Source organism: Streptomyces sp. NPDC090127 (genome assembly GCF_044746945.1).
Classification (GTDB): Bacteria; Actinomycetota; Actinomycetes; order Streptomycetales; family Streptomycetaceae; genus Streptomyces.
This window is the reverse complement of sequence record NZ_JBIVDE010000001.1, coordinates 103,945-117,306: the sequence shown is the minus strand read 5'-3', so window position 1 is coordinate 117,306 and position 13,362 is coordinate 103,945. Positions and strand designations below refer to the sequence as shown.

Below are 13,362 nucleotides of genomic sequence, written 5' to 3'. Positions count from 1 at the left end.
AGGCAACGCATGCCCCAGCACACCTCCGGGTCTGACCGCGCTGCGGTGCCCCCAGCAGCCCGGGGCACCGTGCGACCGCCCGCACCGACATCGCTCGACGAGCTGTGGCGGTCGTACAAGGACACGGGCGACGAGCGGCTGCGCGAACAGCTGATCCTGCACTACTCGCCGCTGGTGAAGTACGTCGCCGGCCGGGTCAGCGTGGGGCTGCCGTCCAATGTGGAACAGGCCGACTTCGTCTCCTCCGGGGTCTTCGGGCTGATCGACGCCATCGAGAAGTTCGACGTCGAGCGGTCGATCAAGTTCGAGACGTACGCGATCACCAGGATCCGCGGCGCGATGATCGACGAGCTCCGGGCGCTCGACTGGATCCCCCGCTCCGTGCGGCAGAAGGCGCGCAACGTCGAGCGCGCCTACGCCACCCTGGAGGCCAAGCTGCGCCGCACCCCGACCGAGAGCGAGGTCGCGGCGGAGATGGACATCGCCCTGGAGGAACTGCACGCCGTTTTCAGCCAGTTGTCCCTGGCGAACGTGGTCGCCCTGGAGGAGCTGCTGCACGTCGGCGGCGAGGGCGGCGACCGGCTGTCGCTGATGGACACCCTGGAGGACACCGCGGCCGACAACCCGGTCGCGGTCGCCGAGGACCGCGAGCTGCGCAGGCTGCTCGCCCGCGCCATCAACACCCTCCCCGAGCGGGAGAAGACCGTCGTCACGCTCTACTACTACGAGGGCCTCACGCTGGCCGAGATCGGCCATGTCCTCGGCGTCACCGAGAGCCGCGTCAGCCAGATCCACACCAAGTCCGTCCTCCAGCTGCGCGCCAAGCTGGCCGATGTGGGGCGCTGACGGCGCGCGGCCGGTCGTATGGTGGAGCCGTGCCAAGGATTCGAGCGGCCTCGGTGGCCGAGCACCGGACGATGCAGCGCGGCGCCCTGCTGGACGCCGCGCGTTCCCTGCTGTCCGAGGGCGGTACGGAGGCGTTGACCTTCCCCGCCCTCGCCGAGCGCACGGGCCTGGCCCGCTCCTCGGTGTACGAGTACTTCCGGTCGCGCGCGGCCGTGGTCGAGGAGCTGTGCGCCGTCGACTTCCCCGTCTGGGCGGCCGAGGTCGAGACGGCGATGGCCGGGGCCCCGACGCCCGAGGGCAAGGTCGAGGCCTACGTGCGCACGCAGCTGGAGCTCGTCGGGGACCGGCGCCACCGCGCGGTCGTCGCGATCTCCGCGAGCGAGCTCGACGACGGCGCCCGCGAGAAGATCCGCGCAGCCCACGGCGGCCTCGTCACCATGATCGTCGAGGCCCTCGTCGACCTGGGCCAGGCCCAGCCCCGCCTGGGCGCGATGCTCCTCCAGGGCGTCGTGGACGCGGCCGTCCGCCGCATCGAGCTGGGCGCGGCCGAGGACCCGGACGCCATCGCGGAGGCCGCCGTCGCCATGGCCCTGCGCGGCGTCAGCGGCTGACCGGCCGGCCACCCCCGCGCCGCTGCGAGGACGCCCGCTCGTACCTCTACGACCTCGTGCCCCACGAGAACGACGGCTGATCCGTCACCGGCAGCAGCCTGGACGGCCCCTGGCGCAGCAGAAGCAAGGGGTTCAGGTACGTGTCGCCCCGCAGCAGGCCCCAGTGGAGGCAGGCGCCCGGACAGTGGGCGGACGCGGGCGGCGCCGCCGCGAGGGTGGCGACCGGGGCGCCCCGGGCGACCCTCGTGCCCGCGGCGACCCGGGGGATCACCGGCTCGTAGGTGGTGCGCAGCGGCGGGTCCCCTGTGCCGTCCAGGGTGATCGTGAGGACGCCGCGGCCGGCCACCCGGCCCGCGAACGTGACGGTCCCCGGCGCCGCGGCGCGGACCGCGGCGCCCACCGGGGCCGCCAGGTCGAGCCCCCGGTGCCCGGCGGCGTACGGACCGGGCGGAGGCTCCCAGCCGCGCACCACCGCCGGGCGCGGCGGTCCCAGCGGCCAGGTCGGCGGCGCGGGCGGCAGGCTCGCGGGCCACGCCAGGGCCAGGGCGAGCAGCGGAGTCGTGAGGTGCATGGCGCCACCGTCCCGCAACCGCCCGCTCCGTGCCGATCATGGTCGCCATCTGTGGACGACCAGCCGGTTGTGGACAGCGCCGTCACCCGGCACCCCCGGGGTCCCGTACACTTCCTATGGCGATCCGGGTCACCGGGTCGACTTCGCACGCCCCGCCACACAGCCCTCACCGGCCGTGGCAGCGCCTTTCGGTCCCTTGTGGCACGGCGCGTCGGGGCGTCAGGACATAACCGAGAAACTCAAGGAGATACGGCCATGGCCGTCGTCACGATGCGGGAGCTGCTGGAAAGCGGCGTCCACTTCGGTCACCAGACCCGTCGTTGGAACCCGAAGATGAAGCGCTTCATCTTCACGGAGCGCAACGGCATCTACATCATCGACCTGCTCCAGTCGCTGTCGTACATCGACCGCGCCTACGAGTTCGTCAAGGAGACCGTCGCCCACGGCGGCTCCATCATGTTCGTCGGTACGAAGAAGCAGGCGCAGGAGGCCATCGCCGAGCAGGCGACGCGCGTCGGCATGCCGTACGTCAACCAGCGTTGGCTCGGTGGCATGCTCACCAACTTCTCCACCGTCTACAAGCGTCTGCAGCGCCTCAAGGAGCTCGAGCAGATCGACTTCGAGGATGTGGCCGCCTCCGGCCTCACCAAGAAGGAGCTCCTGGTCCTCTCCCGCGAGAAGGCCAAGCTGGAGAAGACCCTCGGTGGTATCCGCGAGATGCAGAAGGTGCCGAGCGCCGTCTGGATCGTCGACACCAAGAAGGAGCACATCGCCGTCGGTGAGGCGCGCAAGCTCCACATCCCGGTCGTCGCGATCCTCGACACCAACTGCGACCCCGACGAGGTCGACTACAAGATCCCGGGCAACGACGACGCGATCCGCTCCGTCACCCTGCTCACCCGCGTGATCGCCGACGCCGTCGCCGAGGGCCTCATCGCCCGCTCCGGCGCCGCGACCGGCGACTCGAAGCCGGGCGAGAAGGCCGCCGGCGAGCCCCTCGCCGAGTGGGAGCGCGACCTGCTCGAGGGTGAGAAGAAGGCTGACGAGGCCGAGGTCCAGACCTCCGCCGAGACCGAGAAGGTCGCCGACGCCGAGGCCACCGAGGTCGCCGACGCCGTCGAGGCCGTCGAGACCCCGGCCGCCGAGACCCCGGCCGCCGAGACCCCCGCCGCCGAGGCCCCGGCCGCCGAGGCCGAGCAGGCCTGACCCATGGCCCGGTCTTCACGGACCGGGTCCGGTTGGTTGTTTCGGATGTTGGACGGCGGGGGCCCACGAAGCCCCCGCCGTCCACCCGTAGATCTTTCAGACTTCGAGAGAGAAACTCAGACTCATGGCGAACTACACCGCCGCTGACGTCAAGAAGCTCCGTGAGCTCACCGGCGCCGGCATGATGGACTGCAAGAAGGCTCTGGACGAGGCCGACGGCAACGTCGACAAGGCCGTCGAAGCCCTGCGCATCAAGGGCCAGAAGGGCGTCGCCAAGCGCGAGGGCCGTTCTGCCGAGAACGGCGCCGTCGTCTCCGTCATCGCCGACGACAACACCTCCGGTGTCCTCGTCGAGCTGAAGTGCGAGACGGACTTCGTCGCCAAGGGTGACAAGTTCCAGGCCGTCGCCAACGCGCTCGCCGCCCACGTCGCCGCCACCGCCCCGGCCGACCTCGAGGCGCTGCTCGCGTCCGAGATCGAGCCCGGCAAGACGGTCCAGGCGTACGTCGACGAGGCCAACGCCAACCTGGGCGAGAAGATCGTTCTCGACCGCTTCGCGCAGTACGCCGACGGCTTCGTCTCGGCCTACATGCACCGCACCATGCCCGACCTGCCCCCGCAGATCGGTGTTCTCGTCGAGCTCGACAAGGAGAACGCCGAGATCGCGAAGGGTGTCGCCCAGCACATCGCCGCCTTCGCGCCGAAGTACCTCACCCGTGAGGACGTTCCGGCCGAGGTCGTCGAGACCGAGCGTCGCGTCGCCGAGGAGACCACCCGCGCCGAGGGCAAGCCCGAGGCCGCGCTCCCGAAGATCGTCGAGGGTCGCGTCAACGGCTTCTTCAAGGACGCCACGCTGCTCGGCCAGCCGTACGCGCTGGACAACAAGAAGTCCGTCCAGCAGATCCTGGACGAGGCCGGTGTCACCCTGAAGCGCTTCACGCGCATCAAGGTCGGCATCTGAGTCCGTACGCGACGGACACCGGACCCCGGTAGGGTCTGAAGCAGTCGTCCGCGCTCGCGCAGGACGACCGCAGATCTGACGAGGAGGCCATTGCCGTACGGGAAACCGCAAGGACCCACCGGCAATGGCCTTCGTCGTATGTGCACGAGGAGATCTCCATGAACCAGTCCGCCGCACAGGGCGACGACATCCACGGCAAAAAGGCCGGCCGCTTCATGCTGAAGCTGTCCGGTGAGGCATTCGCCGGAGGCGGCGCGCTCGGCGTCGACCCCGACGTCGTGCACAAAATCGCACGCGAGATCGCCGCAGTCGTCCGCGACGGAGCGGAGATCGCGATCGTGATCGGCGGCGGAAACTTCTTCCGCGGCGCCGAACTGCAGGTACGCGGCATGGACCGGGCCCGCTCCGACTACATGGGCATGCTCGGCACCGTCATGAACTGCCTCGCCCTCCAGGACTTCCTGGAGAAGGAGGGCATCGACTCCCGCGTCCAGACCGCCATCACCATGGGCCAGGTCGCGGAGCCGTACATCCCGCTGCGGGCCGTGCGCCACCTGGAGAAGGGCCGCGTGGTCATCTTCGGCGCCGGCATGGGCATGCCGTACTTCTCCACCGACACCACGGCCGCCCAGCGCGCCCTGGAGATCGACGCCGAGGCCCTGCTCATGGGTAAGAACGGCGTCGACGGGGTCTACGACTCCGACCCGAAGACCAACCCCGACGCGGTCAAGTTCGACGCGCTGGAGTACGGCGAGGTGCTCTCCCGCGACCTCAAGGTCGCCGACGCCACCGCCATCACCCTGTGCCGCGACAACACGCTCCCGATCCTCGTCTTCGAACTGCTCGCCGAGGGCAATATCGCGCGCGCGGTGAAGGGTGAGAAGATCGGCACTCTCGTGAGCGACCAGGGCACCCGGGCCTGAGCCTCGGCTCGAACCGGGTACCTCCCCTCGAGGGGATGGACAGAGCCCTGCCGGTCGTATCACCGTGCAGGACAAGACGCGACGACACGCAGGAGCAAGTGGTGATCGAAGAGACCCTCCTCGAGGCCGAGGAGAAGATGGAGAAGGCCGTCGTGGTCGCCAAGGAGGACTTCGCCGCGATCCGCACCGGGCGTGCGCACCCGGCGATGTTCAACAAGATCGTGGCCGACTACTACGGTGCGATCACGCCGATCAATCAGCTGGCGTCGTTCTCGGTTCCCGAGCCGCGCATGGCGGTCGTGACCCCGTTCGACAAGAGCGCGCTGCGCAACATCGAGCAGGCGATCCGGGACTCGGACCTGGGCGTCAACCCGAGCAACGACGGCAACATCATCCGTGTGGTGTTCCCCGAGCTCACCGAGGAGCGCCGCCGCGAGTACATCAAGGTGGCCAAGGGCAAGGCCGAGGACTCCAAGATCTCCATCCGTTCCGTCCGCCGCAAGGCCAAGGAGACCATCGACAAGCTGGTCAAGGACGGCGAGGTCGGCGAGGACGAGGGCCGGCGCGGCGAGAAGGAGCTCGACGACACCACCGCGAAGTACGTCACGCAGGTGGACGAGCTGCTCAAGCACAAGGAAGCCGAGCTGCTCGAGGTCTGATGAACGACTCTTCCTGGGGGGCCCCGGCCGGTTCCGGCTACTGGGGGCCCGACCAGGGGCCTGCCCCGGCGGGTCCCGCATACGATGGGCTACAGGCGGCGCAGACTCGGCCCATGCCCATCGTGCCCGACGTCCCCGCCGGCGATCACCAGGACGACCACGACCGGGGGGCCGCTCAGCCGAGCGGTCCCCTGTTCCGTGACGAGACGCCGAACGAGCACCCGCAGGAGCCCATGTCCAGCCCGAATCGGCCCGCTGCCCCGCAGAAGAAGAGCGCGGGGCGCGACCTGGGCGCGGCCATAGGGGTGGGCATCGGCCTCGGCGCCGTCATCATCGCGTCCCTCTTCATCTGGAAGGCCGCGTTCGTCGGCGTCATAGCGGTCGCCGTCGTGGTCGGCCTGTGGGAGCTCACCTCCCGGCTCCAGGAGCGCAAGGGCATCAAGGCCCCGCTGGTCCCGCTGGCGGTCGGCGGCGCCGCGATGGTCGTCGCCGGTTACGTCCGCGGGACGGAGGGGGCCTGGGTCGCCATGGCCCTGACCGCCCTCGCGGTCCTCGTGTGGCGGATGACGGAGCCGCCCGAGGGCTATCTGAAGGACGTCACGGCGGGCGTCTTCGCCGCGTTCTACGTGCCGTTCCTGGCGACGTTCGTGGCGCTGATGCTCACGGCCGACGACGGTCCGGAGCGGGTCCTGACGTTCCTGCTGCTCACGGTCGTCAGCGACACCGGCGCGTACGCGATCGGCTGGCGCTTCGGCAAGCACAAGCTGGCACCGCGCATCAGCCCCGGCAAGACCCGCGAGGGCCTGGTCGGAGCGGTGACCTTCGCGATGGCGGCGGGCGCGCTGTGCATGGAGTTCCTGATCGACGACGGCACCTGGTGGCAGGGCCTGCTGATCGGCCTCGCGGTGGCGGCGAGCGCGACGCTCGGCGACCTCGGCGAGTCGATGATCAAGCGTGACCTCGGCATCAAGGACATGGGCACCCTGCTGCCGGGCCACGGCGGCATCATGGACCGCCTGGACTCCCTGCTGCCGACGGCTCCGGTGGTCTGGCTGCTGCTGGTGGTCTTCGTCGGCACCACCTGACCTGCCTGTCCGTACGTGAGGGGCCCGCCGCTTTCGAGCGGCGGGCCCCTCACGTCGTTTCCGCGACCGGAGGCGCGGCTAGCCGGGCAGGGTCGACAGGGCCGTGATCCCCCCGGCGAAGGGGCGCGCCCTTGCCGGGTTCCGCGCCGTGACCGCGACCGCCCGCAGGAGGTGCTGCACGGCCCGTGAGGGGTTCGTCAGCCGGAGCCGACGCCCGTCACGGGGCCACCAGCGCAGGACGCGGAGGAAGCCGGAGTCGCAGAAGGTGACCTGGGAGGCATCGAGCACGAGCCCGATGTATCCGTCCTCGGCGGCCGACGCCATGAGGGCGCCGAGCGGAGCCGAGCTGAGGCGGTCGATCTCTCCGCTGACATGGACGACGAGCGTCGTGCCGAGCGTGGTGCAGGCGTCAATGCCTATGACTCCGGGCGCGGTGTCCGCGCCCGAGTCGTGCACGGGAGAGGCGGCCAGGGGCGCGAGGGCGGCGGGCAGTATCGGGGCGGCGCTTGCGGTACTCACATCCCCATGAACGCCTCGCGGCCCGTCCGGGGAAACGATCAACGCGCCCGCTTCACCCCATCTGACCATTGCGGATCACCCGGCGAGAGGGCAAAGGGCCACACGTGTGGGGCGGCGGACCCCCGGTCGCGTGGCGTCCTCCGCCGCCCGGCGCGGGCCGGACGGGGCCGACGGGGAGGGTGGTGTGAGGTGCGTTTTCGGGGGTACTCGGTGGGCCGGAGCCGGCTGCCCGCGGTACCCCCCCCACCCGCGGCGGCCGGCCTGTCGCGGCACGCAGCCGCCTGCGGCCCCCCATTCCGCAGGCGGCGCGCCCCGGCTGACGCCCCTGCCGCCCCCACGGGACCGCTCGCGCCGCCGCCCGCGTCGCCGTCCCCGCCCCTCCTGCGGCCCGACCGCCCGTGCCGCCGTCCCCTCCCGACCGCCCGCGCGGCCCCCACTCCTCCTGCGGCCCGACCGCCCGTGCGGCCGTCCCCTCCCGACCGCCCGCGCGGCCCCCACTCCTCCTGCGGCCCGACCGCCCGAGCGGCCCCGCTCGGCCTGCCGGCCAACCGCCCGAGCGGCCCCGCTCGGCCTGCCGGCCAACCGCCCGTGCGGCCCCCACTCCTCCTGCGGCCCGACCGCCCGTGCGGCCCTGCTCGGCCTGCCGGCCAACCGCCCGTGCGGCCCCTCGGCCGGTCGGCCCGACGCCCGCGCGGCCCGGCGTCCCCCGGCCCGACCGCCTGCGCGGCCCCGCCTCCCCCTGCCCGACCGCCCGTGCGGCCCCTGCTCGTCCCGCGGCGCCCGGGTTTCCGCGTTCGTCTGCGACACTGGGGGAACCATGCCCAAGCCCGGAGAACTCACTTTCGTCGCCCCCCGCGGAGCCAAGAAGCCGCCGCGGCACCTTGCCGACCTCACGCCCGCCGAGCGCAAGGAGGCTGTCGCCGCGATCGGGGAGAAGCCGTTTCGCGCCAAGCAGCTGTCCACGCACTACTTCGCGCGGTACGCCCACGATCCCGCCGAGTGGACCGACATCCCCGCCGGCTCCCGCGAGAAGCTGCAGGGGGAGCTGCTGCCCGACCTGATGTCGGTGGTGCGGCACATCTCGTGCGACGACGACACCACCCGTAAGACCCTGTGGAAGCTGCACGACGGCACGCTCGTCGAGTCCGTGCTGATGCGGTACCCGGACCGGGTCACCATGTGCATCTCCTCGCAGGCCGGCTGCGGGATGAACTGCCCGTTCTGCGCCACCGGCCAGGCCGGTCTCGACCGGAACCTGTCGACCGCCGAGATCGTGCACCAGATCGTCGACGGGATGCGGGCCCTGCGCGACGGCGAGGTGCCCGGGGGACCGGCGCGGCTGTCCAACATCGTCTTCATGGGCATGGGCGAGCCGCTCGCCAACTACAAGCGGGTCGTCGGCGCCGTCCGCCGCCTCACCGACCCGGAGCCCGACGGGCTCGGTCTCTCGCAGCGCGGGATCACCGTCTCCACCGTCGGCCTGGTGCCCGCGATGCTCCGCTTCGCCGACGAGGGCTTCAAGTGCCGTCTCGCAGTCTCGCTGCACGCCCCCGACGACGAGCTGCGCGACACCCTCGTGCCCGTCAACACGCGCTGGAAGGTCCGCGAGGTCCTCGACGCCGCGTGGGAGTACGCCGAGAAGTCCGGCCGCCGGATCTCCATCGAGTACGCCCTGATCCGCGACATCAACGACCAGGCCTGGCGGGGTGACCTGCTCGGGCGGCTGCTCAAGGGCAGGCGGGTCCACGTGAACCTGATCCCGCTGAACCCGACGCCCGGGTCGAAGTGGACCGCGTCCCGGCCCGAGGACGAGAAGGCCTTCGTCGAGGCCATCGCCGCCCACGGTGTTCCGGTCACCGTCCGTGACACCCGCGGGCAGGAGATCGACGGCGCCTGTGGACAGCTGGCGGCCTCCGAGCGCTGACCTTGTAGTCTGTGCTCGAACACATCTCCATATTCCGACAGGGGAGCGCCACAGCGCTGAGAGTGCGGTCATCGGACCGCAGACCCTCTGAACCTCGCCCAGGTCATTCTGGGTAGGAAGTTCGGTCGCAACTCGAGCTGTTGCGCCCTGCCCACCTCGCGGTGGGCGGGGCCGCGTCTCTTCCTGGTCACACCCAGGAGGAATTTCCAGTGAGCACCAAGAAGATGGCCGCCGCGGCCATGGCCGCAGCGCTCGGCGTCACGACTCTCGCCGCGTGCGGCACCGAGGACGTCAGGGACGCGGCCGGCAAGACCGACGAGCGCGCGCCGAAGACCGTGACCCTCGTGAGCCACGACTCCTTCAACGCCTCCAAGGAGGTCCTGGCGGAGTTCACGAAGCAGACCGGCTTCACCGTCAAGGTCCTCAAGAGCGGCGACGCCGGTGTCGCCGTCAACAAGGAGATCCTGACCAAGGGCTCCCCGCAGGGCGACGTCTTCTTCGGCGTGGACAACACCCTGCTCTCCCGAGCCCTCGACAACGGGATCTTCGTTCCGTACGAGGCGAAGGGCCTGGACGGGGTCGCGGCCGAGGCGAAGGTCGACAAGGAGCAGCGGGTCACCCCGATCGACACCGGTGACATCTGCGTCAACTACGACAAGAAGTACTTCGCCGACAAGAAGCTCGCGCCCCCGCAGACCTTCGACGACCTGGCCAAGCCGGAGTACAAGAACCTGCTCGTGGTCGAGAACCCCGAGAAGTCCTCCCCGGGCCTCGGCTTCCTCCTCGGCACCGCCGCGCGGTACGGCGACGACGGCTGGCCGGGCTACTGGCAGAAGCTCAAGGCCAACGGCGTGAAGACCGTCGACAGCTGGGAGCTCGCGTACAACCAGGAGTTCTCCGGCTCCGCCGGCGGCAAGCAGGCCAAGGGCGACCGACCGCTGGTCGTCTCCTACGCCTCCAGCCCGCCGGTCGAGGTCCTCTACTCCGAGCCGCAGCCGAAGGAGGCCCCCACCGGCGTCTCCACCGGCACCTGCTTCCGGCAGATCGAGTTCGCCGGACTGCTGAACGGGGCGAAGAACCCCGCGGGCGGCAAGGCGCTGATCGACTTCCTGATCTCCAAGAAGTTCCAGGAGGACATGCCGCTCCAGATGTTCGTCAACCCGGTGACCGAGGGCGCCAAGCTGCCCGAGCTGTTCACCCGGCACGGTGTGACGATCGACAAGCCGCTGACCATGGCGCCCGAGAAGATCGCCGAGAAGCGCGAGCAGTGGATCCAGACGTGGTCCTCGACCGTCGTGAAGTAGGCCCCGACAAGAGGTCCGGCCGGACCGAACCCACGGGCGGGCCCGCCGGGTCCGTCCGGTCGGTCCGGTCGGACCGGCGGGGAAGCGCGGTTCGGCTCGGCCTGATGGTCGTGCCCGTCGCCTTCTTCGCCCTCTTCTTCGCCTGGCCCGTCGCCTCGATCGTCGAGCGCGGGCTGCGCGTCGACGGGGCGTGGGAGTTCGGCCGGTTCGGCGAGACGCTGACCCGGCCGGAGATCCTCGACGTCCTCTGGTTCACCCTGTGGCAGGCGCTCGCCTCCACCGCGCTGACGCTGCTGATCGCCCTGCCCGGCGCGTACGTCTTCGCGCGCTTCGACTTCCCCGGCAAGGGGCTGTTGCGGGCCGTCGTCACCGTGCCCTTCGTGATGCCCACGGTCATGGTCGGCACGGCCTTCCTGGCGCTCGTCGGGCGCGGCGGGCTGCTCGACGAGGTGTGGGGCGTGCGTCTGGACACGACCGTCTGGGCCATCCTGCTCGCCCACGTCTTCTTCAACTACGCCGTCGTCGTCCGGACCGTCGGCGGTCTGTGGGCCCAGCTCGACCCGCGCCAGGAGGAGGCCGCCCGGGTCCTCGGCGCCTCCCGGTTCACGGCCTGGCGGACGGTGACCCTCCCGGCGCTCGGTCCCGCCGTCGCCGCGGCCGCGCTGATGGTGTTCCTGTTCACCGCCGGTTCCTTCGCGATCGTCCAGATCCTCGGCGGACCGGCGTACTCCACGCTGGAGACGGAGATCTACCGGCAGACGGTCGACCGGTTCGACCTGACGACGGCCGCCGTCCTCACGATCGTCCAGTTCGTCGCCGTCGGCGCCGTCCTCGCCGTGCACGCCCGGACGGTACGGCGGCGGGAGACCGCCCTGAAGCTGGTCCCGCCGGAACAGACCGCGCGGCGGCCCCGGGGGTTCGGCGGCTGGGCGCTCTTCGGGGGCGTCCTCGTCTCGATCGTCCTGCTGCTGGTGCTGCCGCTCGCGGTGCTCGTCGAGCGGTCCTTCGCCACCTCGGACGGGTACGGGCTCGACTACTACCGGGCCCTGCAGTCCGTCGACCCCTCCGGCACCTTCCTCGTCCCGATGGTCGACACCATCGGGAACTCGCTGCGGTACGCCGTCGTCGCCACCGCCCTCGCCCTCCTCGTCGGCGGGCTCGCGGCGGCCGCCCTCACCCGCCGGGCCGGGCGTCTCGTACGGGGCTTCGACGCGCTGCTGATGCTGCCGCTCGGGGTCTCGGCGGTGACGGTCGGCTTCGGCTTCCTGATCACCCTGGACGAGCCGCCGTTCGACCTGCGCGCCAGCTGGATCCTCGTCCCGCTCGCGCAGGCGCTGGTCGGCGTCCCCTTCGTCGTACGGACCATGCTGCCCGTGCTGCGCGCCGTCGACGAACGGCTGCGGGAGGCGGCTGCCGTCCTGGGCGCCTCGCCGCTGCGGGCCTGGCGCGAGGTCGATCTGCCGCTGGTACGGCGGGCGGTGCTCATCGCGGCCGGGTTCGCCTTCGCCGTCTCGCTGGGCGAGTTCGGCGCCACCGTCTTCATCGCCCGGCCCGACAACCCGACCCTGCCGGTCGCCGTCGCCCGCCTGCTCGGTCGGCCCGGCGAGCTCAACTACGGCCAGGCCATGGCCCTCTCGACGATTCTGATGGTGGTGTGCGCGGTGTCCCTGCTGCTGCTCGAACGGCTCCGGACCGACCGGACCACCGCGGGGGAGTTCTGATGCTGCACATCGAGGACGCGACCGTACGGTTCGGGGAACGGGCCGTGCTCGACTCCGTGGAGCTGGCGGTGTCCGACCACGAGATCGTGTGCGTGCTCGGGCCGAGCGGCAGCGGCAAGTCCACGATGCTGCGGGCCGTCGCCGGGCTCCAGCCGCTCGACGGCGGACGGGTCCGACTCGACGGCACGGACCAGACCGGGGTGCCGTCGCACCGGCGCGGGGTCGGCCTGATGTTCCAGGACCACCAGCTCTTCCCGCAGCGGGACGTCGGCGGCAACGTCGCATTCGGGCTGCGGATGCACGGTGTCGCGAAGACCGAACGGGACGAGCGGGTACGGGAGTTGCTGGAGCTCGTCGGGCTGTCCGGGGCCGGCGGGCGGGCCGTCGCCTCGCTCTCGGGCGGCGAGCAGCAGCGCGTGGCGCTCGCCCGCGCGCTCGCGCCCCGGCCCCGGCTGCTGATGCTGGACGAGCCGCTCGGCCAGCTGGACCGCCGACTGCGGGAACGGCTCGTGGTCGAACTGCGGAGCCTGTTCCGTCAGTTGGGTACGACCGTGCTGGCCGTCACCCACGACCAGGGCGAGGCCTTCGCGCTCGCCGACCGGGTGGTGGTGATGCGCGACGGCCGGATCGCCCAGTCCGGGACCCCTCTCGAGGTCTGGCGGCGCCCGGCCTCCGCGTTCGTGGCCCGCTTCCTCGGCTTCGACAACGTGGTGCCCGGGACGGTGAGCGGCGCGGCCGCCGACACCGTCTGGGGCGGTATCCCGGTGCCGGACGGCTCGCCCCAGGGCGCGCGGGAGGTCCTCGTACGCCCCGGTGGCGTACGGCTGGTGGGCCCGGCGGACGGCCTGACCTGCACGGTCGAGGCGCGCACGTTCCGCGGCACGCACGTCACCGTCCTCCTGCGCCCGGCCGAGGGCCCGCCCCTGGAGGCGGAGTGCGCCCTCGGCGACGCTCCGGCGGAGGGCGCGGAGGTGGGTGTGGCCTTCGCGGCGGACGAGGTCGTGGTCCTCGCGGGCGAGGCGCCGTGAGGTG

At 71.4% G+C, this 13,362-nt stretch carries 13 protein-coding genes and 1 riboswitch; of the genes, 11 read left to right on the top strand and 2 right to left on the bottom strand.

Annotated features, from left to right (window positions below; translation table 11 throughout):
- Positions 1–9 precede the first annotated feature (9 nt).
- Together whiG and ACIPPS_RS00475 are read left to right on the top strand one after the other, a co-directional pair.
- Positions 10–846, top strand: a complete 837-nt coding sequence (gene whiG, locus ACIPPS_RS00480; protein ID WP_401425080.1) for an RNA polymerase sigma factor WhiG — start codon at positions 10–12, stop codon at positions 844–846.
- 53 nt (positions 847–899) lie between these two features.
- Entirely contained in the window at positions 900–1,457 is a 558-nt protein-coding gene (locus ACIPPS_RS00475; RefSeq protein WP_401427127.1) for a TetR/AcrR family transcriptional regulator, read from the top strand.
- Positions 1,458–1,503: 46 nt separating this feature from the next.
- On the opposite strand, the gene ACIPPS_RS00470 is transcribed toward ACIPPS_RS00475, so the two are convergent.
- Positions 1,504–2,028: a M23 family metallopeptidase gene (locus ACIPPS_RS00470; protein ID WP_401425077.1), complete on the bottom strand. Its 525-nt coding sequence runs from the start codon at positions 2,026–2,028 to the stop codon at positions 1,504–1,506.
- Between the two features lie 255 nt (positions 2,029–2,283).
- Here ACIPPS_RS00470 and rpsB point away from each other — a divergent pair, with 255 nt between their 5' ends.
- From rpsB to ACIPPS_RS00445, 5 genes are all read left to right on the top strand, one after another.
- The gene (rpsB, locus tag ACIPPS_RS00465) at positions 2,284–3,234 is read left to right on the top strand and encodes a 30S ribosomal protein S2 (RefSeq protein WP_401425074.1); all 951 of its coding nucleotides are present in this window, start codon (positions 2,284–2,286) and stop codon (positions 3,232–3,234) included.
- A 124-nt stretch (positions 3,235–3,358) separates the two neighbouring features.
- Entirely contained in the window at positions 3,359–4,195 is an 837-nt protein-coding gene (gene tsf / locus ACIPPS_RS00460) for a translation elongation factor Ts (RefSeq protein ID WP_401425071.1), read from the top strand.
- Positions 4,196–4,353: 158 nt separating this feature from the next.
- Positions 4,354–5,118, top strand: coding sequence for a UMP kinase (gene pyrH, locus ACIPPS_RS00455; RefSeq protein WP_401425068.1), 765 nt, complete (start codon positions 4,354–4,356; stop codon positions 5,116–5,118).
- A gap of 101 nt (positions 5,119–5,219) precedes the next feature.
- Positions 5,220–5,777 (top strand): ribosome recycling factor, encoded by a 558-nt coding sequence (gene frr, locus ACIPPS_RS00450; RefSeq protein WP_361603651.1) that lies wholly within the window; start codon positions 5,220–5,222, stop codon positions 5,775–5,777.
- A complete protein-coding gene (locus ACIPPS_RS00445; RefSeq protein ID WP_401425064.1) occupies positions 5,777–6,862 on the top strand; it encodes a phosphatidate cytidylyltransferase in 1,086 nt (361 codons plus the stop codon). The genes frr and ACIPPS_RS00445 overlap by 1 nt, the downstream gene beginning before the upstream one ends.
- Positions 6,863–6,940: 78 nt before the next feature.
- Here the strand turns inward: ACIPPS_RS00445 and ACIPPS_RS00440 are convergent, their stop codons facing one another.
- Positions 6,941–7,381, bottom strand: a complete 441-nt coding sequence (locus tag ACIPPS_RS00440; RefSeq protein WP_401425062.1) for an STAS domain-containing protein — start codon at positions 7,379–7,381, stop codon at positions 6,941–6,943.
- A gap of 817 nt (positions 7,382–8,198) precedes the next feature.
- Here ACIPPS_RS00440 and rlmN point away from each other — a divergent pair.
- The 4 genes from rlmN to ACIPPS_RS00420 all read left to right on the top strand — a co-directional run bounded on the left by rlmN (position 8,199) and on the right by ACIPPS_RS00420 (position 13,358).
- Positions 8,199–9,305, top strand: a complete 1,107-nt coding sequence (rlmN, locus tag ACIPPS_RS00435; protein WP_401425060.1) for a 23S rRNA (adenine(2503)-C(2))-methyltransferase RlmN — start codon at positions 8,199–8,201, stop codon at positions 9,303–9,305.
- A 29-nt stretch (positions 9,306–9,334) separates the two neighbouring features.
- Positions 9,335–9,442: riboswitch (TPP riboswitch) on the top strand.
- Between the two features lie 87 nt (positions 9,443–9,529).
- The gene (locus tag ACIPPS_RS00430; RefSeq protein WP_401427125.1) at positions 9,530–10,609 is read left to right on the top strand and encodes a thiamine ABC transporter substrate binding subunit; all 1,080 of its coding nucleotides are present in this window, start codon (positions 9,530–9,532) and stop codon (positions 10,607–10,609) included.
- A 104-nt stretch (positions 10,610–10,713) separates the two neighbouring features.
- The gene (locus ACIPPS_RS00425) at positions 10,714–12,330 is read left to right on the top strand and encodes an ABC transporter permease (protein WP_401425058.1); all 1,617 of its coding nucleotides are present in this window, start codon (positions 10,714–10,716) and stop codon (positions 12,328–12,330) included.
- Positions 12,330–13,358, top strand: coding sequence for an ABC transporter ATP-binding protein (locus ACIPPS_RS00420; RefSeq protein WP_401425056.1), 1,029 nt, complete (start codon positions 12,330–12,332; stop codon positions 13,356–13,358). The genes ACIPPS_RS00425 and ACIPPS_RS00420 overlap by 1 nt, the downstream gene beginning before the upstream one ends.
- Positions 13,359–13,362 lie beyond the last annotated feature (4 nt).